Origin of the sequence: Mycobacterium lehmannii (assembly GCF_001499925.1) — a bacterium.
GTDB classification, from domain to species: domain Bacteria; phylum Actinomycetota; class Actinomycetes; order Mycobacteriales; family Mycobacteriaceae; genus Mycobacterium; species Mycobacterium lehmannii.
Genome location: NZ_LQIR01000002.1, coordinates 94,251 through 116,399, shown reverse-complemented (window position 1 = coordinate 116,399; position 22,149 = coordinate 94,251). Strand labels below are relative to the sequence as shown.

The 22,149-nt window shown below is 67.8% G+C and carries 21 protein-coding genes; 17 read left to right on the top strand and 4 right to left on the bottom strand.

The features are described from left to right. The first annotated feature begins 115 nt into the window (after positions 1-115). The 3 genes from glmM to AU192_RS03330 are packed head-to-tail and all read left to right on the top strand — an operon-like array spanning position 116 to position 3,219. Positions 116-1,453: a phosphoglucosamine mutase gene (gene glmM / locus AU192_RS03340; RefSeq protein WP_064394307.1), complete on the top strand. Its 1,338-nt coding sequence runs from the start codon at positions 116-118 to the stop codon at positions 1,451-1,453. Between the two features lie 40 nt (positions 1,454-1,493). Further along, a complete protein-coding gene (locus AU192_RS03335; RefSeq protein WP_064394306.1) occupies positions 1,494-1,799 on the top strand; it encodes a DUF7162 family protein in 306 nt (101 codons plus the stop codon). Continuing rightward, positions 1,771-3,219 (top strand): hypothetical protein, encoded by a 1,449-nt coding sequence (locus tag AU192_RS03330; protein WP_242656892.1) that lies wholly within the window; start codon positions 1,771-1,773, stop codon positions 3,217-3,219. The genes AU192_RS03335 and AU192_RS03330 overlap by 29 nt, the downstream gene beginning before the upstream one ends. A 7-nt stretch (positions 3,220-3,226) precedes the next feature. Here the strand turns inward: AU192_RS03330 and AU192_RS03325 are convergent, their stop codons facing one another. Further along, complete coding sequence (locus AU192_RS03325) at positions 3,227-3,436, bottom strand: hypothetical protein (RefSeq protein WP_064394305.1); 210 nt, start codon at positions 3,434-3,436, stop codon at positions 3,227-3,229. Positions 3,437-3,633: 197 nt separating this feature from the next. On the opposite strand from AU192_RS03325, the gene AU192_RS03320 reads away from it, so the two are divergent. Next, complete coding sequence (locus tag AU192_RS03320) at positions 3,634-4,200, top strand: diacylglycerol-binding protein (RefSeq protein ID WP_064394304.1); 567 nt, start codon at positions 3,634-3,636, stop codon at positions 4,198-4,200. Here AU192_RS03320 and AU192_RS03315 read toward each other — a convergent pair. The 3 genes from AU192_RS03315 to AU192_RS03305 all read right to left on the bottom strand — a co-directional run bounded on the left by AU192_RS03315 (position 4,197) and on the right by AU192_RS03305 (position 7,620). Then, positions 4,197-5,483 (bottom strand): DEAD/DEAH box helicase, encoded by a 1,287-nt coding sequence (locus tag AU192_RS03315; protein WP_064394303.1) that lies wholly within the window; start codon positions 5,481-5,483, stop codon positions 4,197-4,199. The two genes, AU192_RS03320 and AU192_RS03315, sit on opposite strands and share 4 nt — an antisense overlap. 201 nt (positions 5,484-5,684) lie before the next feature. Further along, positions 5,685-6,737 carry an LLM class F420-dependent oxidoreductase gene (locus AU192_RS03310; RefSeq protein WP_064394302.1) on the bottom strand — a complete coding sequence of 351 codons (1,053 nt, stop codon included), beginning with the start codon at positions 6,735-6,737 and terminating at the stop codon, positions 5,685-5,687. Positions 6,738-6,774: 37 nt separating this feature from the next. After that, positions 6,775-7,620, bottom strand: coding sequence for a dienelactone hydrolase family protein (locus AU192_RS03305; protein WP_064394301.1), 846 nt, complete (start codon positions 7,618-7,620; stop codon positions 6,775-6,777). A gap of 55 nt (positions 7,621-7,675) precedes the next feature. Between AU192_RS03305 and glmS the strand changes: the two genes are divergently transcribed. The 13 genes from glmS to AU192_RS03240 all read left to right on the top strand — a co-directional run bounded on the left by glmS (position 7,676) and on the right by AU192_RS03240 (position 21,964). After that, positions 7,676-9,544 carry a glutamine--fructose-6-phosphate transaminase (isomerizing) gene (gene glmS, locus AU192_RS03300; RefSeq protein ID WP_064394300.1) on the top strand — a complete coding sequence of 623 codons (1,869 nt, stop codon included), beginning with the start codon at positions 7,676-7,678 and terminating at the stop codon, positions 9,542-9,544. Next, positions 9,544-10,437 carry an alpha/beta fold hydrolase gene (locus AU192_RS03295; protein WP_064394299.1) on the top strand — a complete coding sequence of 298 codons (894 nt, stop codon included), beginning with the start codon at positions 9,544-9,546 and terminating at the stop codon, positions 10,435-10,437. Before glmS ends, AU192_RS03295 begins: the two co-directional genes overlap by 1 nt. A 36-nt stretch (positions 10,438-10,473) precedes the next feature. Next, the gene (locus AU192_RS03290; protein ID WP_064394298.1) at positions 10,474-11,895 is read left to right on the top strand and encodes an NAD(P)H-hydrate dehydratase; all 1,422 of its coding nucleotides are present in this window, start codon (positions 10,474-10,476) and stop codon (positions 11,893-11,895) included. Positions 11,896-11,921: 26 nt separating this feature from the next. Beyond that, a complete protein-coding gene (gene gad, locus AU192_RS03285) occupies positions 11,922-13,304 on the top strand; it encodes a glutamate decarboxylase (RefSeq protein ID WP_064394297.1) in 1,383 nt (460 codons plus the stop codon). Positions 13,305-13,355: 51 nt separating this feature from the next. After that, on the top strand, positions 13,356-14,522 hold the full coding sequence (alr, locus tag AU192_RS03280) for an alanine racemase (RefSeq protein WP_064394296.1): 1,167 nt from the start codon (positions 13,356-13,358) through the stop codon (positions 14,520-14,522). Next, a complete protein-coding gene (locus AU192_RS03275) occupies positions 14,522-15,643 on the top strand; it encodes an alpha/beta fold hydrolase (RefSeq protein ID WP_064394295.1) in 1,122 nt (373 codons plus the stop codon). The genes alr and AU192_RS03275 overlap by 1 nt, the downstream gene beginning before the upstream one ends. Continuing rightward, a complete protein-coding gene (gene tsaE, locus AU192_RS03270; protein ID WP_064394294.1) occupies positions 15,636-16,103 on the top strand; it encodes a tRNA (adenosine(37)-N6)-threonylcarbamoyltransferase complex ATPase subunit type 1 TsaE in 468 nt (155 codons plus the stop codon). Before AU192_RS03275 ends, tsaE begins: the two co-directional genes overlap by 8 nt. Beyond that, the gene (gene tsaB, locus AU192_RS03265; protein ID WP_064394293.1) at positions 16,088-16,717 is read left to right on the top strand and encodes a tRNA (adenosine(37)-N6)-threonylcarbamoyltransferase complex dimerization subunit type 1 TsaB; all 630 of its coding nucleotides are present in this window, start codon (positions 16,088-16,090) and stop codon (positions 16,715-16,717) included. Before tsaE ends, tsaB begins: the two co-directional genes overlap by 16 nt. After that, complete coding sequence (rimI, locus tag AU192_RS03260) at positions 16,714-17,166, top strand: ribosomal protein S18-alanine N-acetyltransferase (protein ID WP_064394292.1); 453 nt, start codon at positions 16,714-16,716, stop codon at positions 17,164-17,166. The genes tsaB and rimI overlap by 4 nt, the downstream gene beginning before the upstream one ends. After that, complete coding sequence (tsaD, locus tag AU192_RS03255; protein WP_064394291.1) at positions 17,163-18,188, top strand: tRNA (adenosine(37)-N6)-threonylcarbamoyltransferase complex transferase subunit TsaD; 1,026 nt, start codon at positions 17,163-17,165, stop codon at positions 18,186-18,188. The genes rimI and tsaD overlap by 4 nt, the downstream gene beginning before the upstream one ends. Positions 18,189-18,369: 181 nt before the next feature. Further along, entirely contained in the window at positions 18,370-18,672 is a 303-nt protein-coding gene (groES, locus tag AU192_RS03250; protein ID WP_046754122.1) for a co-chaperone GroES, read from the top strand. 93 nt (positions 18,673-18,765) lie between these two features. After that, positions 18,766-20,391 carry a chaperonin GroEL gene (groL, locus tag AU192_RS03245; protein ID WP_064394290.1) on the top strand — a complete coding sequence of 542 codons (1,626 nt, stop codon included), beginning with the start codon at positions 18,766-18,768 and terminating at the stop codon, positions 20,389-20,391. A gap of 52 nt (positions 20,392-20,443) precedes the next feature. Then, positions 20,444-21,964 carry an adenylate/guanylate cyclase domain-containing protein gene (locus AU192_RS03240; protein WP_064394289.1) on the top strand — a complete coding sequence of 507 codons (1,521 nt, stop codon included), beginning with the start codon at positions 20,444-20,446 and terminating at the stop codon, positions 21,962-21,964. Positions 21,965-22,149 lie beyond the last annotated feature (185 nt).

Genomic DNA, 22,149 nt, shown 5'->3' with positions numbered 1-22,149 from the left:
CCGCATCGCCCCGGATGCGGGCGGTGAGTCGCGTCTGGGTACCGATTCGGCGACGGCACGGCCGGCGACACGCGCGGTTGGCCCTGAAGCGGCCAATTATGAGAAGTTTGTCGGCATGGCTCGACTGTTCGGCACCGACGGAGTGCGCGGCGTCGCCAACCAGGATCTGACCGCCGAACTGGCTCTGGCCCTCGGTTCGGCGGCGGCGCAACGGTTGGCCACCGCCGGTGGGCACGCCAGGCGGGTGGCCGTCGTCGGCCGCGACCCGCGGGCCAGCGGTGAAATGCTCGAGGCCGCCGTCATCGCGGGACTGACCAGCGAAGGCGTCGATGCGCTGCGCGTCGGGGTACTGCCGACCCCGGCTGTCGCATATCTGACCAGCGCTTACGACGCGGACTTCGGCGTCATGATCAGCGCTTCGCACAACCCGATGCCCGACAACGGCATCAAGATCTTCGGCCCCGGCGGCCACAAGCTGGACGACGCCACCGAGGACCGGATCGAGGAACTGGTGCACCAGGGGCCCGGAAACCGGCCCACTGGCGCCCGGATCGGTCGGGTGGTGGACGCCGCGGACGCCCTCGACCGGTATCTGCGGCATGTCAGCAAGGCCGTGACGACCAGGTTGGACCAGCTCACCGTCGTCGTCGACTGCGCTAACGGTGCCGCCTGGGCAGCCGCGCCACAGGCCTACCGCGCCGCGGGCGCCAACGTCATCACGATCAATGCCGACCCCGACGGGCTGAACATCAACGAGCGCTGCGGCTCGACGCACATGGAGATCCTGCGATCCGCCGTGGTGTCGTATGGAGCCGACCTGGGCCTCGCGCACGACGGTGACGCTGACCGGTGCCTCGCCGTCGACGCGCATGGGCGCGTGATCGACGGCGACGCGATCATGGTCATCCTCGCCCTCGCCATGCAGGAGAGTGGGGAGCTGGCGTCGAACACCTTGGTGGCGACGGTGATGAGCAACCTCGGCCTGCACCTGGCGATGCGCACGGCCGGGGTCGAGGTACGCACGACGAGCGTGGGGGACCGTTATGTCCTCGAGGAACTGCGCGCCGGAGGATATTCGCTCGGCGGTGAACAGTCGGGCCACATCGTGATGCCGGCGTGGGGCACGACCGGCGACGGCATCGTCACCGGGTTGCGGTTGATGTCGCGGATGGCGCAGACGCGCACCCCGCTCGCAGCGCTCGCCGAGCCGATGCGCACGCTGCCTCAGGTTCTGATCAACGTCGCGGTTGCGGACAAGGCGACCGTCGCCGACGCGCCGTCTGTCCGCACCGCCGTTGCCGAGGTGGAAGCCGAACTCGGCGACACTGGTCGAATCCTGCTGCGCCCGTCGGGAACCGAGCAAGTCGTGCGGGTGATGGTGGAAGCGGCCGACGAAGACACCGCGCGGCAGTTGGCCGTGCGGGTGGCCGAGCAGGTCAGCGCGCAACGCTGAGGGTGGAACCGGTCGCGGTCGCCGCGCGTCCAACCCATACATGGGAGGAACGGACGCGGCTCGCGTCGATACCACCACCTTATTGAGCGTCGCACGGCAGTACCAGGGCGCGGCCGACGCCCTCGACGCCGCCATGCGAACACATCTGAGTGGCCTGGTGTTCGACGGCGCGGGCGCAGGCCGATCGTATGCCGCGGGGGGCGACGCGGTGCGGTCGGCGGTCGACGACGTGGTGAATCAGTTGCGGCGATGGTCACGTGCCTCGGCCGAGATCGCCATCGCGCTTGGTACCTGCATCGACCGGTACGCCGAAGCCGATGCGCGCGCTGCCGACCGGTTGGGCTGACATGGGCGAAACCTTCGATGCTGCGGCACGATTGGCCGATGGCACCCCCGGCGTCGGCGATGTCACGCAGTACGTCCTGGCATGCCAGAGCCTGGGCTACCGACATCCAGACCTGACGACGCATCCCGGGCAACTACACGATTGGTATGCCGCCGAGACCGGTATGGACCTGAATGCTCTCGAAACCGACTGTGCCGCATTGCAAGCCGCCGCGACGGCGGCCGAGGATGTGCTCGCACGCCAAGAAGCTCAGCTGGCCGCGCTGACGGACGCGTGGCAGGGTCTGGGCGCGAACGCCTCGCGAGAGTTCCTGCGCAGCCATGCCGAAGCGGCGACGGTCGCTGCGACGGCCGTCCGCACCGCGGCAGTCGCACTGGCCGATCTGCGTGAGCGGCTGTGGCGGGCGGTGGACGACAAAGTGTCGAAGGTGCTGGCCATCGGCGACGGCGTGCGCGCCAGACGCGCGGACTGGTTGGCGGCAGCGCACAGCGTCACCACGGGGGTTGGCGATCGGGCGGTCGCCAGTGAGTTGGTCGACCAGGAGGTGAAGCCGTTCGTGGACACGGTGATCGGCGGCGAGTGGCTCGAGGCAATGCGGGCGGCCACCGACGCGATCAATGCGGCTTACGAGGCCGTGGCGGCGGAACTCGCATCCGAGGCGGGCGCGACGTTCGAGATTCCCGGCGACCTCGGACCGGTGTGGACGCCGTCGACGGCGAGTGTCGGCGAGCCCCCGGCGGCGGGTGTCGGCGAAACCGCCGCGCGGAGTGTCCCGGCAACCCCAGGGGCGGTCGTTGCGGCAAACCCGACTCCACCGGCTCCCGTCGTGCCGGCCGGATGGGGCGCATCCGTGGCGAGTCCACCCCTTGCGCCGGCGCCACCCGCGCCGCCGCTGCCGATCGAACCTCCGGTCCCGCAGCCGGCGACCGCTTCGCCGATGCCCTCACTCGGCGGAGGGATGCCCGACTTCGGAGGCGGCCTAACGAGTTTCGGTCAGCAATTGGGAGACATGCTCGGCGGGTTGCTGGGCGACGGTGCGCTCGATGCCGCCGTCGACGACGGGGAGCCGGCGGGCCTGCCCGAAGAGGATCTCGGCGAAATCGACGACAGTGAAACGACAGAGACTGACGAGGCGTCAGAGGCGAGGGAGGCTGGCGAGGACAGCGATGACGCCGCGGCCGTGCCCGGCGAAGTCACCGATCCCGCGGTCGCCGAGCCGATGTGTCAACCCGAGCCGCGACCGAATTCCGATACCGCACCTCCCGAGGAGCCGGCCGCGACGGTGCCTCCAGAACCGCCGACCGTGACTGAAGAACCGCCGGCGGTGACGCCCGAGCCGTTGGTGGCGCCGCCGAAGCCACCGGACGCCGGCACCCCGTGCGAGATCGCCGCCGATGAACTACCGCAGGTCGGCGAATGAGCGACGGTTACGAACCGAAACCGAGGTCGGGGCCGTTGACCAGCAGCCGGACGCACTCGGCGGCGATCAATCGACTCCGGTGGTTCGTACCGCAGTGGTCGCACCAGAAATGGACGGCCCCGGTGTCGATCTCGTGACGCACGTCGCCCCTGGGCGTCATGGAGGTGCGCACACAGCGCTCGGACGTGATGGACGGTGGGTAGGTGATGGTTCCCATTGCCGCACCCCCTTCAGGAGTGAAACCCGGATACCCAAGACTGCATGACGATCACCACATTTGTGGTCACGGTTGGGTAACCAAATTGATGACAATCCGGCGTTGCCGCAACGGAGAGGCGGTCCAGCTACTACTGAAAGTTTGCTGGGCTGAGCAACTTTCGGCGCTGCAGACGAGTGCGCTGTAGCGTCCCTCTGGTGAAGTTGCGGCCGCGGGAGCTTTTGTTCTTCCTCATCCTGGGCGCGGGGGCGTCGCTCGTCGGCGACCACAGCCATGTCGTCACCGGCACCACCGAGTACTTCACCGATGCGGTGCCGTTCGTGTTCAGCAGCCCGATCTGGTTCCCGGTGCTCGTCGCGCTGGCAACGGTGTCACTGGCCGAACTTCGGCTGCGCCTACCGTCGCCGCGCGCCGACGTCACGGCGCGTCAAGGTCTCGCTGGTGTGGCCGCGGTGCTGGGCATCTACGTCACGACCGCACTGATCCACACCGCGCCCGTCGTTCCCGCGACCGCACTGATCGTCACGCTCGCGACCATCACCTGGTGTGCGCTGGGCGACGGTCCGTCGATCGTCGGCGGCTTACTGGCCGCGGTCATCGGCCCCGTGGTCGAGATCGTGATCGCCAAAGCGGGCCTGTTCGCGTATCACGACGCCTGTGACGGTCTGTTCGGCGTCGCGCCGTGGCTGGTGCCGCTGTACTTCGCGTTCGGTGTGGTGGTCTCGTTACTGGCCGAGATCGCGGCCAGGAACTCGCCGCGCTAGGCGCGTGCCGGACGCCGCGACCGCGTCGGGCGCCGACGCCGTTGCTGGTGGCCCCTGGCCGACGACGGCTGGTGCGGCCGCGTGGGTTCGGGCCTGCTGGCCACGATCGGATCACCGAATGTCCGCTCGCCCGGGGCGATTTCGCTCAGGACCGGATGCGACGAGCCGCTGAAGCGGGTGATCGTCGGCTTCACGCCGGCCTTGCGGGTCAGCTGTCGCACGTCGGACACCTGTTCGTCGAGCATCAACGTCACCACGGTGCCGTCGGCCCCCGCGCGCGCCGTGCGGCCCGACCGGTGCAGGTACGCCTTGTGTTCGACGGGCGGGTCGGCGTGCACGACAAGGCTCACGTCGTCGACGTGGATCCCGCGCGCGGCGATGTCGGTAGCGACCATCACGGTTGCCGAGCCGTCGGAGAATGCGGCGAGATTGCGGGTGCGCGCGTTCTGGGACAGGTTGCCGTGTAATTCCACTGCCGACACACCGCGCGAGTTCAGCTGTCGGGCAAGGTTCTTCGCGCCGTGCTTGGTGCGCGCGAACACGATGGTCCGGCCGGGCGATGCGGCCAGGTCGGCCAACACACCGAGGCGGGCGGCCTTGTCGACGTGCAGCACATGGTGTTCCATCGCGGTCACCGGCGATTGCTCCGAATCGACACTGTGCACAACGGGATCGGTCAGGTACCGCTTCACCAGCACATCGACGCCGCCGTCGAGGGTGGCCGAGAACAGCATGCGCTGCCCGTTGCGAGGAGTCTTGTCCAGCAGGCGTTTCACCGGGGGAAGGAAGCCGAGGTCGGCCATGTGGTCGGCCTCGTCCAGCACGGTGATCTCGACGCCCGACAGGTCGGCATGGCGCGATTTGACGTGATCTTCGAGCCTGCCCGGGCAGGCGATGACAATGTCGACGCCTTGACGCAGCGCCTGGATCTGCGGGTTGGGACCCACACCACCGATGATCGTCACCGAGCGCAGGTTGGTGGCCGCCGCCAACGGTGCCAGCGACGCGCTGATCTGGGCAGCCAGCTCGCGCGTCGGCGCGAGGATGAGGGCACGCGGGCGGCCGGGCACGCGTTTGGCCGGGCTCGCAGTGAGTCTGGTCACCACAGGCAGCAGGAAGGCGTAGGTCTTCCCGGATCCGGTGCGGCCGCGGCCGAGGACATCGCGACCGGCCAGTGAGTCGGGCAGCGTCGCCGCCTGGATCGGGAAGGGTGACTCGACGCCGTCGGCGGCGAGAGTGTCGACGACCGCCTTCGGCAGGCCGAGGTCGACGAAAGTGGGCACGGTTGTGCCACTGGGGATTTGCACAGACAAGTGGAAACTCCGAAAGTTCAGTGTGGTCGTCCTGCCCGGCGCGGATGATCCGCGGCGCTCGGTGTGACGATCGAACGGGGTCGATTATCGCCTTCGGCGATGCGGCAAAAGGCAGAACAGAAGATGCCGCTGTGCCCACTGTACAGGGGCAGCGGCGATCGGCGTAATCGGCTAAGGCAGCAAGCCGTGCAGTTCCTCGACGAATCCGACGATTTCACTGCGGTCGACGGAAAGCGGCTGCAGCAGAAGCGTCGTCGCACCGGCTTCGGCGAATGCGGCCAGTCGCTCCTTGACGTACCCACGAGGTCCGACCAGTGACACGCTGCGCACCAGTTCGTCCGGCACCGCCGCGATCGCCTCGGTCTTCTTGCCCGCAAGGTAGAGGTCCTGGATGGTGTTGGCGACCTCGCCGTACCCGTAGCGGGTGGCCAGGTTGTGGTAGAAGTTGCGGCCGCGCGCGCCCATACCGCCGAGGTACAACGCCAACTGCGGCTTCACCCAGGACAGCCGGTCATCGACGTCCTCGCCGATGGCCAGGGGAGCGCTGACCATGACGTCGAGTGGGCCCAACGAGGGGTCACGTTTGGCGAACCCGGCGCGCAGCGCCTCACCCCACACGGCGTCGGCCTGTTCAGGGAAGAAGAACACCGGCTGCCATCCCTCGGCGATCTCCGCGGTGAGTTCCACGTTCTTCGGCCCCAGAGCGGCGATTGTGATCGGAATACGTTCGCGTACAGGGTGATTGATCAACTGCAACGGCTTGCCCAGGCCGGTGCCCCGGGCCCCGGGTCCCTCGCTGGGCAGCGGAATCTGATAGTGCTTTCCGTCGAACTGCACACGCTCGCGACGCCACACCTGCCTGCAGATCTCGACCACTTCGCGGGTGCGCCCCAGCGGCGCGTCGAACGGCACGCCGTGGAAGCCCTCCATCACCTGTGGGCCGGACGTACCGATGCCGAGCCGGAAACGGCCGCCGGAGACATAGTCGAGACCCGCGGCCGTCATCCCCAACAACGTCGGCGTGCGGATGTAGATCGGCACCACGCCCGTCCCGAGTTCCATGCGCGTCGTCCTGGCCGCCAGGAATCCGAGCTGGCTGATCGCGTCGTACGAGTACGCCTCGGCCACCAAGGCGAGATCGACGCCGACCTTCTCGAGCTCGACGACCTGATCGACGGCCTGGAGAAACCCGTCGGTGTAGTTGAGGAAGATCCCGGTGCGCATCATCGAGTTATACACCCAACCGGTTGGTTGGTCACCCTCAGGGCTTCAGCAGCGCGACGACCTTGTTCTCCAGGTCCACCGGGTCTTCGGCGAACGGGTCGACGTTCGGGGCCTTCGGCAGGGCGATGTCGGGATCGGCGAAGTCGCGGTAGGTCTTGTCGCCGGTCAGGGTGTGCAGCAGGTAGCCGGTGATCAGCGCCCGCACCACCTTCTGGGTGCTGCGGTCGGCTCCTGGCAGGCCGACGGCGCGGGCCAGCCGACGGCCCTCGATCAGCCCGCCCGGCTTGGCCCCGTTGACCGTGCGCAGCGTGGCTTTGTTCCACGTCCGGGCCAGCTCGACCGCATTGGAGCGCAGCGTCATCGGGTCACCCGGACCACTGAGCACCAGGCCGGGTACCTCCAGCGTCGCCGCGGGCTCCTCGGCGGGTGGCGAGGTGACTGTGGGGAAAATCGCAACGACGGCTTTCGGCTTGACCGGCATCCCCGCCGCGGTGAACACGGCTGCGGACCCGCCGAACCCGTGCCCGACCACGCCGAGCTTGTTGGGATGCACGCTGATCTCTCCCGCTCCCAGCCGGACCCCGGTGATGATGTCGAGCGTCGTGCCCAGGTCATAGGCGAAGTTCAGCGCCGACGGCGCCAAACCCGTCTCGGTCGCCGGCGCCGCCGCGACGATGCCCCAGGACGCCAGATGCTCCAGCGTGCCGGAATAGCGGTCGGCTGTGGCGAGCCAATCGTGGCCGAACGCCACGCCGGGCAGGCTGAAACCGGAATCGGGGGTGAACACGACACCGGGAAGCCCGGCGAAGGCCAGGTCACCTCGCAAAACGCGGTGCGGACCGCGGCGGGTCAGGGCCTTGAAGAGCTTCTTCGTACTGGCCACCAGACGACCGTAGCCGACGGGGTTCTGAGCTGCTCTTGCACTACCCTGAATGGCTATGTGTGGAATCGTCGGCTATGTCGGGCAGCGTCCTGCCTGCGACATCGTCGTCGACGCGCTGCGCCGGATGGAGTACCGAGGCTACGACTCGTCGGGTGTGGCTCTGCTGGACGGACGCGGCGGGCTCACGGTCCGCCGCCGGGCCGGGCGACTGGCCAACCTGGAAGCCGCGCTGGCCGACGCCGACGCGTCCAGCCTCGGGGGCAACACCGGCCTGGGGCATACCCGGTGGGCCACCCACGGCAGACCCACAGACCGCAACGCCCACCCGCACCGCGACGCCGCGGGCAAGATCGCCGTCGTCCACAACGGGATCATCGAGAACTACGCCGCCTTGCGGGCCGAACTCGAGAAGACCGGGGTGGAGTTCGCCAGCGACACCGACACCGAGGTCGCGGTGCATTTGGTCTCCTGGCAGTTCCACCACGGCCCCACCGCCGGAGATTTCCCCGCGTCCGTGCTCGCGGTGCTGCGGCGCCTCGAAGGGCACTTCACGCTGGTGTTCGCCAACGCCGACGATCCGGGCACGATCGTGGCGGCGCGCCGCTCCACGCCCCTGGTGGTCGGCGTCGGTGACGGCGAGATGTTCGTCGGTTCGGACGTCGCCGCGTTCATCGAGCACACCCGCGACGCAGTGGAGCTTGGCCAGGATCAGGCAGTGGTCGTGACCGCCGACGGATATCGCATCACCGACTTCCACGGTGTGGACGACGGTGCGAACGCGCGGTCGTTCCATATCGACTGGGACATGTCGGCTGCCGAAAAGGGCGGCTACGAGTACTTCATGCTCAAAGAGATCGCCGAGCAGCCCGCTGCGGTTTCCGACACGCTGTTGGGCCACTTCGTCGACAACCGTATCGTCCTGGACGAGCAGCGGTTGTCCGATCAGGAACTGCGTGAGGTCGACAAGATCTTCGTGGTGGCATGCGGCACCGCTTACCACTCCGGGCTGCTGGCCAAGTACGCGATCGAGCACTGGACGAGGCTGCCCGTCGAGGCCGAGCTCGCCAGCGAATTCCGTTACCGCGACCCGGTTCTGGACAGCCATACCTTGGTGGTGGCGATCTCGCAGTCCGGCGAGACCGCCGACACCCTGGAGGCGGTGCGGCACGCCAAGGAGCAGAAGGCCAAGGTGCTGGCGATCTGTAACACCAACGGCAGCCAGATCCCGCGCGAATGCGATGCGGTGCTCTACACCCGTGCCGGACCCGAGATCGGGGTGGCGTCGACAAAGACGTTCCTCGCCCAGATCGCGGCCAATTACCTTGTCGGGCTTGCGCTCGCGCAGGCGCGCGGCACGAAGTACCCCGACGAGGTGGAGCGCGAGTACCGCGAGCTGGAGGCCATGCCCGAGCTGGTCGCGCGGGTGCTGGAGATCGTCGAACCGGTCAGGGCGTTGGCCCACCGCTTCGCCCAGTCGCAGACGGTGCTGTTTCTCGGCAGGCACGTCGGTTACCCGGTCGCGCTCGAAGGTGCGCTCAAGCTCAAGGAGCTGGCGTACATGCACGCCGAAGGCTTCGCGGCGGGTGAGCTCAAACACGGTCCGATCGCGCTGATCGAGGACGACCTCCCGGTCATCGTCGTGATGCCTTCACTGAAGAACGCGCCGATGTTGCACGCCAAGCTGCTGTCGAACATCCGCGAGATCCAGGCGCGCGGCGCGATCACCATCGTGATCGCCGAAGAGGGCGACGACACGGTCCGCCCTTTCGCCGATCACCTGATCGAGATCCCGGCGGTGTCAACGCTTCTGCAGCCGCTGCTGTCGACGATCCCGCTGCAGGTGTTCGCCGCGGGGGTGGCGCAGGCGCGCGGCTATGACGTCGACAAGCCCCGTAACCTGGCCAAGTCCGTCACCGTCGAGTAGTGGCGGGCCGGGTCGGGAACTTCAAGGGCGATCGGGCTCGCCGCCACTTCCTCGAGGTCTACCGGGCCGCGATGGCAGAGCTGCCCGAGGTCGCCGAATCACACGACGTTGCAACGTCATTCGGGTCCGTGCGGGTGTACCGGTTCGCCGGGCCGCCCGATCTGACGCCCGTCGTACTGCTCCCCGGTCGCAACGCTTCGGTCCCGATGTGGCGGGGCAACATCCCCCTGCTGCAACGGCATCGGCCGGTGATCGGGATCGACCTGCTCGGGGAGGCGGGGCTCTCCGTGCAGGAAAAACCGATCACCGGACCCGACGACGAGGCGCACTGGCTCGACGAGGCGTTCGCGGGCGCCGGGCTGGACCGAGTGCATCTGATGGGAGTGTCGATCGGTGGCTGGACGGCGGCCAACTACGCCGCCCGCCGCCCCGGCCGAGCCGCCTCGCTGGTGCTGCTCGATGCCGTGTTCACCTTTGCCCCGGTCGCAGTCAAGGCTGTACTGGCCTCGCCCGCGTTGTTCCTTCCCGGTGTGCCCGAGAATTTGCGCAGGCGCGTGCTCCGCTGGATCTCCGGCGGCGCCGACATCGACGAGGCGGCAACCGAAGCGGCACTGATCTCCTCCGGCTCAACCGATTACACCGTGCGCAAGGCGATGCCGAAGATGATCACCGACGAACAGCTGGGCTCACTGGTCATACCAGTGCTGGCCCTGATCGGGGGGCGCAGCGTGATGCACGACGCCGACCGGGCGGCGCAGCGGGCGCGGCGCCTGCTTCCGCGGGGCCAGGTCGAAGTGTGGCCCGGTGCCTCGCATGCGATCAACGGCGAGTACGCGGTCGAGATCACCGAACGGGCAGTCGATTTCTGGGCCGATGCAGACGGGCGAAACTGAGCCTCTCGGCACTGTTTGCCACTAACGTGAGCAGCGATGCGGCACTACTACACCGCGGACCAGATTCGCGAGGCTGAAGCGCCGCTATTGGCGTCCCTGCCCGACGGTGCCCTGATGCGCCGCGCCGCAAACGGTCTTGCCGTCGCGATCGCGCGCGAACTGGTGTTACGCACCGGCGGAGTCTCCGGGAGACGCATCTGCGCCGTGGTCGGTTCGGGCGACAACGGCGGCGACGCGCTGTGGGCGGCGACATTCCTCTGCCGGCGCGGCGCCGGTTCCGCCGCCATCTTGCTCAATCCGGACCGCACCCACCGCAAGGCGCTGGCAGCGTTCATCGCCGCCGGTGGGCGTGTCGTCGAATCGATTCCGGCGAGCACCGCTCTGGTGATCGACGGCGTGGTGGGGATCTCCGGGTCCGGGCCGCTGCGGCCGAACGCCGCCGAGGTGTTCGCCGCCGTCCACGAAGCGGGCGTTCCGGTGGTGGCCGTCGACATCCCCAGCGGCATGGACGTGCGGACCGCGGTCACCGAGGGGCCCCATGTGCGGGCCGCGTTGACCGTCACGTTCGGCGGTCTCAAACCCGTTCACGCACTGGGGGAATGCGGTCATGTCGAGTTGGTCGACATCGGTCTGCAGTTGCCGGCGTCCGACATGGTGTCGTTCGATGCCGCCGATGTAGCTGCTCGCTGGCCGGTGCCCGGCCCGACCGACGACAAATACACCCAGGGGGTCACGGGCATCCTGGCCGGCTCGGCCACCTACCCCGGCGCTGCGGTGTTGTGCACGGGTGCGGCCGTCGCGGCGACCTCGGGCATGGTCCGGTACGCCGGATCCGCCGGGCAGCAGGTTCTCTCGCAGTGGCCGGAGGTGATCGCCGCGCCGAACGCCAGCGCGTCGGGGCGGGTGCAGGCGTGGGCCGTGGGGCCCGGCCTGGGTACCGATGACACCGGCGCGGCCGCCCTGTGGTTCGCGTTGGACAGCGGGCTGCCGGTGGTCGTCGACGCCGACGGGCTGACCATCCTGGCCGCCCATCCCGATCTCGTCGACGGTCGCGAGGCGGCGACGGTGTTGACGCCGCACGCGGGCGAGTTCGCGCGCCTTGCCGGTTCGCCGCCCGGCGACGATCGCGTCGGTGCCACCCGCAGGCTGGCCGACCGGCTCGGTGTCACCGTACTGCTGAAGGGCAACGTGACCGTCATCGCCGAACCCGGCGGCCCGGTCTACCTGAACCCGGCGGGTCAATCATGGGCCGCCACAGCGGGTTCCGGTGATGTGCTGACCGGCGTCATCGGCGCTTTGCTCGCCGCGGGTTTACCCGCCGGCGAGGCGGCCGCCGCTGGTGCGTTCGTCCACGCCCGCGCCGCGAACCTGGCCGCCTCCGACCCAGGACCGCATCCCGCCCCGACGTCGGCGTCGCGCATTCTAGCGCACGTCCGAACCGCCTTAGCCAGTCTGTAAGCCAGCCTGTTACGAGAGGAAACCTCATGTCGCCCAGCCGCAGTCACGCACCGCAGGTTGCCCCCGCCTACACCGGACGGCTGGCGATGGCGCCGGTGCCGTCGCTGCGGTTGCCCGACGATGCGATGGATCCCGATGCCGCGTACCGGTTCATCCACGACGAACTGATGCTCGACGGCAGTTCCCGGCTGAACCTGGCCACGTTCGTCACGACGTGGATGGACCCGCAGGCCGAACGGCTGATGGCCGAGACGTTCGACAAGAACATGATCGACAAAGACGAGTACCCGGCGACCGCCGCGATCGAGCAGCGGTGCGTATGCATGGTGGCCGATCTGTTCCACGCCGAAGACCTGCGCGACGACGACCCGTCGAGCGCGATCGGTGTCTCGACCATCGGTTCCAGCGAGGCGGTGATGCTGGCCGGACTCGCGATGAAGTGGCGGTGGCGCGACCGCGTCGGCGACAAGTGGAAAGGTCGCACACCGAACCTGGTGATGGGCGCGAATGTTCAGGTGGTCTGGGAGAAGTTCTGCCGCTACTTCGACGTCGAGGCGCGATACCTGCCGATGGCCGAGGACCGCTACGTCATCACACCCGAACAGGTGCTCGACAACATCGACGAGGACACCATCGGTGTGGTGGCGATCCTCGGCACCACCTACACCGGGGAGTTGGAACCCATCGGTGAGATCTGCGCCGCGCTCGACAAACTCGCCACGGACGGCGGCCTGGACATCCCCGTTCACGTCGATGCGGCAAGCGGCGGCTTCGTGGTGCCGTTCCTGCATCCGGACCTGGAATGGGACTTCCGGCTTCCGCGTGTGGTGTCGATCAACGTCAGCGGCCACAAGTACGGCCTGACCTATCCCGGGATCGGCTTCGTGGTGTGGCGCAGTGCGGAGTACCTGCCCGAGGGCCTCGTTTTCCACGTGAACTATCTCGGCGGCGACATGCCGACGTTCACGCTGAACTTCTCCCGGCCCGGCAACCAAGTCGTCGGGCAGTACTACAACTTCCTGCGGCTCGGCCGTGGGGGCTACTCACAAGTGATGCAGTCGCTTTCGCAGACCGCGCGGTGGCTTGGTGACCAACTGCGCGAAAGCGAACACTTCGAGGTCGTCGCGGACGGATCGGCGATCCCGGTGGTGAGTTTCAAGCTCGCCGGCGACTTCGGTTACACGGAGTTCGACATCTCCCAGGGCCTGCGCGCGTTCGGCTGGCAGGTACCGGCCTACACGATGCCGGAGGGCGCCACCGATGTCACGATGCTGCGCATCGTGGTGCGGGAGGGGTTCTCGGCGGACCTGGCCCGAGCGCTGCACGACGACATGGTCACCGTGCTCTCCCACCTCGACGAGCTCAAACCGCGCGGCCACTTCAACCAGTTCCAGCCGTTCGCCCACTGACCGTCGGGCCTCCGCCCGTCGTCTGGGACAATCGGCCGTGGTGAAACGACGATGCACACGACCGAGCTGACGACGCCGACCGCGACCGCGGCCCCCCAGGCGGTGGTCGACCTCGACGCGATCGCCCACAATGTGCGGCTGCTGCGCGACCTCGCGGGCACCGCGCAGGTGATGGTCGTCGTCAAGGCCGACGGATACGGACACGGCGCCACCCAGGTGAGCCGGGTCGCGCTCGCCGCGGGCGCCACCGAACTCGGGGTGGCGACCGTCGCCGAGGCGTTGGCGCTGCGCGGGGACGGCATCACCGCTCCGGTGCTGGCCTGGCTGCATCCGCCGGGCACCGACTTCGCGCCCGCGCTGGCCGCCGACGTGCAGATCGCGGTGTCGTCGGTGCGCCAACTCGACGACCTGCTCGACGCCGTCGCACAGACCGGGCGCAGTGCCTCGGTGACCGTCAAGGTCGACACCGGGCTGAGCCGCAACGGCGTCGGTCGCGACAACTACCCGGCGATGATCGCGGCGGTCGAGCGGGCGCAGGCCGCCGGAGCGGTCAGCGTACGGGGGCTGATGTCGCACCTCGTGCACGGTGACCGGCCCGACGATCCGCTCAACGGCATACAGGCGCAGCGGCTCACCGAGATGCGGACCTACGCGGCCGAACAGGGTGTGCAGTTCGAGATCACCCACCTGAGCAACAGCCCGGCCGCGATGACACGGCCAGACCTGGGCATGGACCTGGTGCGCGTCGGTATCGCGGTGTACGGCCAGACCCCGATACCCGAGCGCGGCAACATGGGCCTGCGTCCGGCGATGACCCTGAAATGCCCTGTGACACTGGTCCGCTCGCTGCGCGCGGGCGACGGCGTATCCTATGGGCACACCTGGGTCGCCGACCGCGACACCACCGTGGCGCTGTTGCCCGTCGGGTACGCCGACGGGGTGTTCCGCCCGCTGAGCAACCGCATCGACGTGATGATCAACGGCAGGCGGTGCCGCAACGTCGGCCGGATTTGCATGGACCAGTTCGTCGTGGACCTCGGACCGGAAGGCAGGGCGGCAGAAGGTGACGACGCGATCCTGTTCGGGCCTGGCATCCACGGTGAACCGACGGCCCAGGAGTGGGCCGACCTGCTCGGAACCATCAACTACGAGGTCGTGACGAGCCCGCGTGGCCGGTTCGTGCGGACCTACACCGGATCGACGGACAAGACACCTTGATGGACAACGGGATTCCGATTTCACGCCGCGGCCGCAACGCGAACGGGCGCTGGCTCGCGGGTGCAGCCGGCCTGACCGCGGTCGGCAGCGCGGCGGGGATGTCGGCCGCGCGCTCGCTGCGGCGTCGACTCGACACCGTGGACCACTACAAGGACGAGGATTTCGAACTCCTCGACGCCGACCGCAGCTCCGTCGTCACCACACCCGACGGCGTGTCGCTGGCGGTCCGCGAGGTCGGCCCGCAAGACGCGCCGCTGACCGTGGTGTTCGCGCACGGATTCTGTCTGCGCATGGGTGCCTTCTACTTTCAGCGCGTCCGGCTGACTGAGCAGTGGGGACCTCAAGTCCGGATGGTGTTCTACGACCAGCGCGGACACGGTCAGTCCGACGAGGCGCCGCCGGAGACCTATACGGTGACCCAGCTCGGACAGGATCTCGAGGCCGTGCTGGCGGTCGTGGTCCCGCGGGGCCCTGTGGTGCTGGTCGGACACTCGATGGGCGGAATGACCGTACTGTCGCATGCGCGACAGTACCCGCACCACTATCCGAAGCGGATCGTCGGCGCCGCGATCATCGCGTCTGCCGCCGAAGGGGTTTCGCGCTCGCCGCTCGGTGAGATCCTGAAGAACCCGGCACTGGAGGCGGCCCGATTCGCGGTCCGGTACGCGCCCAAGATGGTGCACCGAACCCGCGGCGCCGCGAAGTCGGTGATCGCGCCGATCCTGCGCGCCGCGTCCTACGGCGACGAGAAGATCAGCCCGAGCGTCGTGGCGTTCTCGGAACGGATGATGCACGACACCCCGATCGCGACGCTCGTCGAATTCCTGCACGCGCTCGAGGTGCACAACGAGATCGACGGCCTGACCACGCTGGCCAAGGTGCCGACCCTGATCGCGTGTGGTGACCGCGACCTGCTGACGCCGATGGAGTACTCGCAGGCCATGGCCGCGGTTCTGCCGAAGGCGCAAGTGGTGATCGTCGGCGGCGCTGGACATCTCGTCCAACTCGAACAACCCGAGGCGATCAACGAGGCACTGGTCCGACTCGTCGAACGCGCGACACCGTCCAAGCTCGTCGCGTTGACGAGGCGGGTGCGCGAGAAGGTCCGCCATAATGGGTGAACGCAGCTCGGGCACGGCCGAACTGTCGACCGCAGAGGACACCGTCGCGCTCGGCGCCGAACTCGGTAGACAACTGCACGCGGGCGACGTCGTCGTCCTCTCCGGACCGCTCGGCGCGGGAAAGACGGTGCTGGCCAAGGGTATTGCTCAGGCGATGGAGGTGGAGGGTCCGGTGATCTCGCCGACCTTCGTGCTGGCACGCGTACACCGGGCGCGCCGATCGGGTGCGCCGGCCATGATCCACGTCGACATGTATCGCCTCCTCGACCACCCGTCGGTCGACCTGCTCGCCGAACTCGACTCGCTGGACCTGGACACCGATCTCGACGACGCCGTCGTGGTCGTCGAATGGGGTGAGGGGCTGGCCGAACGGCTCTCCGACAGCCACCTCGACGTGCGGCTCGAGCGTGCCCGCGACACCGAGGTTCGCACCGCGGTGTGGGAATGGAGCAAGGCGTGAACGTACTGGCCATCGACACCGCGACGCCTGCGGTGACGGCGGGCGTGGTCGGCCTCGACGGAGTGCAGGTGCTCGCCGAGCGGGTGACGGTCGACGCTCGGGCACACGCCGAGCAGCTCACCCCGAATGCGGTGGCGGCGCTGGCCGACGCGGGGCTCGGTGTCGACGAATTGGACGCGGTGGTCGTCGGGTGCGGCCCGGGACCGTTCACCGGCCTGCGCGTCGGGATGGCGACCGCCGCGGCCTACGGGCACGCGCTGGACATCCCGGTCCACGGCGTCTGCAGCCTGGATGCGATCGGTGTGGACACCGTCGGCGACGTGCTCGTGGTGACGGACGCGCGCCGTCGAGAGGTCTACTGGGCGCACTACCGCGACGGGGTGCGTGCCGACGGACCCGCCGTCTGCGCAGCCGCGGACGTGCCAGCGGGCGCCACGGCGGTCGCCGGGTCACCCGAGCACGCGACGCTGTTCGACCTGCCGCGTCAGGCTCCGGTGTATCCGACCGCGTCGGGGTTGGTGCGCGCAGTGGCGGACTGGAACATCGAACCGGCCCCTCTCGTCCCGCTGTATTTGCGCCGCCCCGACGCCAAACCGTCGGTGGCCAAGCGATGAGCATCGAGTACGGGCCGTTGAAGCCGTCGGATGCGGCCAGATGCGCCGAGCTGGAGGCCCAGCTGTTCGACGGCGACGATCCGTGGCCCGAGCGCGCCTTCCTCGCCGAACTCGCCGCCAAGCACATCCGCTACGTCGCCGCACGCGATCAGGACAAGCTCGTCGGATACGCCGGTATCGCCCGCCTTGGCCGAAAGAAGCCCTACGAGTACGAGATCCATACCATCGGCGTTGACCCCGCCTACCGGGGCCAGGGGATCGGCAAGCGCATGCTGGCCGAATTGCTCGACCACGCCTCGGGCGGGTGCGTGTTCCTCGAGGTTCGCACCGACAACGAAGCGGCGATCAAGATGTACGAGAGTTTCGGCTTCACCAATGTGGGGCTGCGCAAACGCTATTACCGGGCCAGCGGCGCCGACGCCTATACGATGCGACGAGACGCGACATGACGATCATCCTGGCCATCGAGAGCTCCTGCGACGAAACCGGCGTCGGCATCGCCGAATTGGGCGCCGACGGTTCGGTGCGGCTGCTGGCCGACGAGGTCGCGTCCAGCGTCGACGAACACGCTCGGTTCGGCGGCGTCGTTCCTGAGATCGCATCCCGCGCGCACTTGGAGGCGCTGGGACCGACGATGCGCCGCGCGCTGCAGGCGGCCGGCGTGACCAGACCCGACGTCGTCGCCGCGACGATCGGACCGGGCCTGGCGGGTGCCCTGCTGGTGGGAGTGGCTGCGGCCAAGGCCTATTCGGCGGCCTGGCAGGTCCCGTTCTACGCCGTCAACCACCTGGGCGGGCATCTGGCCGCCGACGTTTACGACCACGGCTCGCTGCCGGAGAGCATCGGTCTGCTGGTCTCGGGCGGGCACACCAACCTGCTGCACGTGCGATCGCTCGGCGAGCCGATCGTCGAGCTCGGCAGCACCGTCGACGACGCCGCAGGGGAGGCCTACGACAAGGTGGCGCGCCTGCTGGGCCTGGGCTATCCCGGCGGCAAAGTGCTCGACGAGCTGGCCCGCGATGGCGACCGGGACGCGATCGTGTTCCCGAGGGGGATGACCGGCCCGCGCGACGATCCGTACGCGTTCAGCTTCTCGGGGCTCAAGACCGCAGTCGCCCGCTACGTCGAGAGTCACCCGGAAGCGTCGACGGCGGATGTCGCGGCCGGCTTCCAGGAGGCGGTCGCCGACGTGCTGACGCTCAAGGCGGTGCGGGCATGCACGACCCTGGGGGTCGACACACTGCTCATCGCCGGCGGCGTGGCGGCGAACTCGCGGCTGCGCGAGCTGGCCGAGGAGCGATGCGCCGCCAACGGGCTGACGCTGCGCATTCCGCGACCACGCCTGTGCACCGATAACGGCGCGATGATCGCCTCGTTCGCGGCGCACCTGATCGCTGCGGGGGCCCGGCCGTCCCAGCTGGACGCGGCCAGCGATCCGGGTCTGCCCGTCGTGCAGGCACAAGTGGCCTGATCTTGTCGATACCCGGCCTTGAGTGCTAGCACTCTCGTGTATAGAGTGCTAGGTGGCACGCGACCAATCCCTGCGCCGGCACCCGCGACGACGGTGCGTGGGCACGGACGCATGCCGAACACCTGGTAACTGAGAGATCCGGATACCCGGATCGACACCCGAACTAGTGGAGGGCTCCATCGTGGCGAGCGTGAACATCAAGCCACTCGAGGACAAGATCCTCGTTCAGGCCAACGAGGCCGAGACCACGACCGCATCCGGTCTGGTCATTCCCGACACCGCCAAGGAAAAGCCGCAGGAAGGCACCGTCGTCGCAGTTGGCCCCGGCCGCTGGGACGAGGACGGCGAGAAGCGCATCCCGCTGGACGTCTCCGAGGGCGACACCGTCATCTACAGCAAGTACGGCGGCACCGAGATCAAGTACAACGGCGAGGAGTACCTGATCCTCTCGGCACGCGACGTGCTGGCCGTCGTCAACAAGTAAGCACCCGTGTTCCGCCCCGGGAATCCCCGTCTCACGGGTGATTTCCGGGGCGGCATGCGTCTATAGCGAATTGCGACTCAAAGAAAGACACCTATGAGTAAGCAGATTGAGTTCAACGAAACTGCGCGCCGCGCAATGGAAGCCGGCGTGGACAAGCTGGCCGACGCGGTGCGGGTGACCCTTGGGCCGCGCGGCAGGAACGTGGTGTTGGCCAAGTCGTGGGGCGGGCCGACCATCACCAACGACGGTGTGACGATCGCCCGTGAGATCGACCTGGAGGACCCGTTCGAAAACCTCGGGGCCCAGCTGCTCAAGTCGGTCGCCACCAAGACCAACGACGTCACCGGCGACGGCACCACCACCGCGACTGTGCTGGCGCAGGCCCTGGTCAAGGGCGGGCTGCGCAACGTCGCCGCCGGCGCCAACCCGATCGCGCTCGGCGCGGGCATCGCCAAGGCCGCCGACGCCGTGTCGGAGGCCTTGCTGGCCGCGGCGACGCCGGTCTCGGAGAAGAACGCCATCGCCCAGGTCGCGACGGTCTCGTCTCGTGACGAGACGGTTGGCGAGCTGGTCGGTGAGGCGATGACGAAGGTCGGCGCCGACGGCGTCGTGTCCGTCGAGGAATCCTCCACGCTGGAGACCTACCTGGAGATGACCGACGGCGTCGGCTTCGACAAGGGCTACCTTTCGGCGTACTTCGTCACCGACTTCGACGCCCAGGAGGCGGTGCTCGAGGACGCGCTGGTGCTGTTGCACCGGGAGAAGATCAGCTCGCTGCCCGACCTGCTTCCGCTGCTGGAGAAGGTCGCCGAGGCGGGTAAGCCGCTGCTGATCGTCGCCGAAGACGTTGAGGGTGAGCCGCTCTCGACGCTGGTGGTCAATGCCATCCGCAAGACCTTGAAGGCCGTTGCGGTCAAGGCGCCGTTCTTCGGCGACCGCCGCAAGGCGTTCCTCGACGACCTCGCCATCGTCACCGGCGGCCAGGTCGTCAACCCGGACGTCGGCCTGGTACTGCGCGAGGTGGGTCTCGAGGTGCTGGGCACCGCTCGGCGCGTCGTGGTGGACAAGGACAGCACCACGATCGTCGAAGGTGGCGGCACCAAGGAGGCCATCGAGGCGCGAAAAGCGCAGCTGCGCTCCGAGATCGAGGCCTCCGATTCCGACTGGGATCGCGAGAAGCTCGAGGAGCGGCTGGCCAAGCTGGCCGGCGGCGTTGCCGTCATCCAGGTGGGTGCGGCGACCGAGACCGACCTGAAGAAGCGTAAGGAAGCCGTCGAGGATGCGGTCGCGGCGGCCAAGGCCGCTGTCGAAGAGGGTGTCATCGCCGGTGGCGGTGCGGCGCTGCTCCAGACGCGCGGCGCGCTGGAGAAGCTGCGTGACAGCCTGTCCGGCGACGAGCGTCTCGGTGTCGAGTTGTTCGCGCGCGCCCTCGGTTCCCCGCTGTACTGGATCGCCACCAATGCCGGGCTGGACGGCGCGGTCGTGGTAAACAAGGTCGCGGATCTGCCTGCGGGACAAGGCTTCAACGCCGCGACACTCACCTTCGGTGATCTGGCGGCCGACGGCGTCGTCGACCCGGTCAAGGTCACGCGTTCGGCGGTGCTCAACGCTGCCTCGGTGGCCCGCATGGTGCTGACGACCGAGACCGCGGTGGTCGACAAGCCCGAGGAGCCGGAGGACGACGGCCACGGCCACGGCCACGGTCACCACCATCACTGAGCAGTAATACGAAACACCCCCGGTCACCAGGCCGGGGGTGTTTTGTTTTGCCATGGACCGCATTTTTCAGTGGGCATGGGATCGGTACGGGCCGCGGTATTCATGGGCCTTCTTGACGATCAGCTTCACGGTGTTGCTGCCGACCAACCTCGTTTTATCGTTCTGCATCGTTTCGTTGGAAGGCAGCGATAAACACGTCGAGGCGGCAATCGTGACGGTGATGGCGGTGCTGGCACTCGTATACGTATGGGTACTTCCCGGGGTTGGACATATTCGGCTCATGGAACGGTGGGCAGCTGGCAAAACAACCGAGCGCGCAGAGGTTTTGCGAGCCACCTACACCTGGGGCCGAGAAGCAGTCGCCCGTGCAGTAGTTAGCGGTGCGCTTATAGTCGCCCTCCTCGCGGCTTTTGTCGGTGTGATCGCGGGGGCTGACGGGTCGAGGCTCGTCCAGTATTCGATTCTGGGGGCCACAATCGGTATCGCGATCGCACTGATTGGGGTGCACAGTTTCGCTGAAGCTGCGATGAGACCGGCAAGACTTCACCTCGCCGGCGCAAGCGAGATTGGGGATGCCCTGCCGAGGACCCGTCCGAGTTTCGCCGCGTGGTCGAGCATCTCGATGATTGCTGCTATGTTCGCGTTCACCGTGGGCGGTGCGTTGGTGTCAGCCGCTGTCGATCACGTTCAGGAGGCGCCGGTTCTCGCCTTCCTCATCGCGGGTGCATTCACGCTCTTGTCTGCAGCGCCCGCCACTGTCGGCGCTGTCTTTGTCCCCTCCCTCCGTCCCATTCGTGACCTCGCCGAGGGAACAAAACGTGTTGCCGCCGGTGACTACGGCCAGCGCCTTCCCGTGGTACAGGACGATGATCTCGGTGCATTGGCGGCGTCGTTCAATCGGATGCAGGCGGGTTTGGCCGAGCGGCAACGACTTCAGTCTGCTTTCGGTACCTACGTCGATCCGTCGCTGGCGGCGCGGTTGCTCGAGCAGGGTGACGATGTGTTCACCGGTGAGCGGCGCGAGGTGACGGTGATGTTCGTCGACATCCGCGACTTCACACCATTCGCTGAGGCGAGTCCCGCAGAGGACATCGTCGCCCGACTCAATGCGCTGTTCGAGATCGTGGTACCCGCGGTGGTCGACGCCGGTGGGCACGTGAACAAGTTCCTTGGCGACGGCGCACTGGCAGTGTTCGGCGCTCCGAACGATCTCGCGAATCATGCTGACGCCGCGGTGACCGCGGCTGTGTTGATTCACCGTCTGGTCACCGACCGATTCGCGGGCGATCTGCGCATCGGTATCGGGATCAATACCGGAGTGGTGATCGCCGGGACCATTGGCGGGGGCAGCAAACTGGAGTTCACCCTGATCGGCGACACTGTCAACGTCGCGGCCCGCGTCGAACAGCTCACGAAGACCACCGGCGATCCGATACTTCTCACCAGCCAGACCGTCGACGGCCTAGATCGTCGACCTTTTGGGCTCCTCGACCGCGGCGCACACGCGTTGAAAGGGAAGTCCGCCAGGACGCAGGTATTCGGGCTCGACTCAACCATGAATCGTCTCGGTTGAGGTGGCTCACCTCTAGCACCTGTAGAGACATGTTTCAAGTCGTCGAGCGTGCGGCCACTGCGACAAATTCGTTGATTCTTCGCAACCAATGCATGCTCGACGTTGGGTCGGGCGTCGAAGGGAAAGGCGGCGCGCCTGCCGTTGCCGGTCCAGCCGTTTCCTTAGAATTTTTCTCCACCGGCGAG

Coding starts and splice junctions, on each gene's coding strand:
- tsaD (WP_064394291.1), top strand. CDS start 17,163: ATGACGATCATCCTGGCCATCGAGAGCTCCTGCGACGAAACCGGCGTC.
- rimI (WP_064394292.1), top strand. CDS start 16,714: ATGAGCATCGAGTACGGGCCGTTGAAGCCGTCGGATGCGGCCAGATGC.
- alr (WP_064394296.1), top strand. CDS start 13,356: ATGCACACGACCGAGCTGACGACGCCGACCGCGACCGCGGCCCCCCAG.
- AU192_RS03240 (WP_064394289.1), top strand. CDS start 20,444: ATGGACCGCATTTTTCAGTGGGCATGGGATCGGTACGGGCCGCGGTAT.
- AU192_RS03290 (WP_064394298.1), top strand. CDS start 10,474: ATGCGGCACTACTACACCGCGGACCAGATTCGCGAGGCTGAAGCGCCG.
- AU192_RS03335 (WP_064394306.1), top strand. CDS start 1,494: ATGGGAGGAACGGACGCGGCTCGCGTCGATACCACCACCTTATTGAGC.
- gad (WP_064394297.1), top strand. CDS start 11,922: ATGTCGCCCAGCCGCAGTCACGCACCGCAGGTTGCCCCCGCCTACACC.
- glmS (WP_064394300.1), top strand. CDS start 7,676: ATGTGTGGAATCGTCGGCTATGTCGGGCAGCGTCCTGCCTGCGACATC.
- groL (WP_064394290.1), top strand. CDS start 18,766: ATGAGTAAGCAGATTGAGTTCAACGAAACTGCGCGCCGCGCAATGGAA.
- tsaE (WP_064394294.1), top strand. CDS start 15,636: ATGGGTGAACGCAGCTCGGGCACGGCCGAACTGTCGACCGCAGAGGAC.
- AU192_RS03330 (WP_242656892.1), top strand. CDS start 1,771: ATGCGCGCGCTGCCGACCGGTTGGGCTGACATGGGCGAAACCTTCGAT.
- AU192_RS03310 (WP_064394302.1), bottom strand. CDS start 6,737: ATGCGCACCGGGATCTTCCTCAACTACACCGACGGGTTTCTCCAGGCC.
- AU192_RS03325 (WP_064394305.1), bottom strand. CDS start 3,436: ATGGGAACCATCACCTACCCACCGTCCATCACGTCCGAGCGCTGTGTG.
- glmM (WP_064394307.1), top strand. CDS start 116: ATGGCTCGACTGTTCGGCACCGACGGAGTGCGCGGCGTCGCCAACCAG.
- tsaB (WP_064394293.1), top strand. CDS start 16,088: ATGGAGCAAGGCGTGAACGTACTGGCCATCGACACCGCGACGCCTGCG.
- AU192_RS03275 (WP_064394295.1), top strand. CDS start 14,522: ATGGACAACGGGATTCCGATTTCACGCCGCGGCCGCAACGCGAACGGG.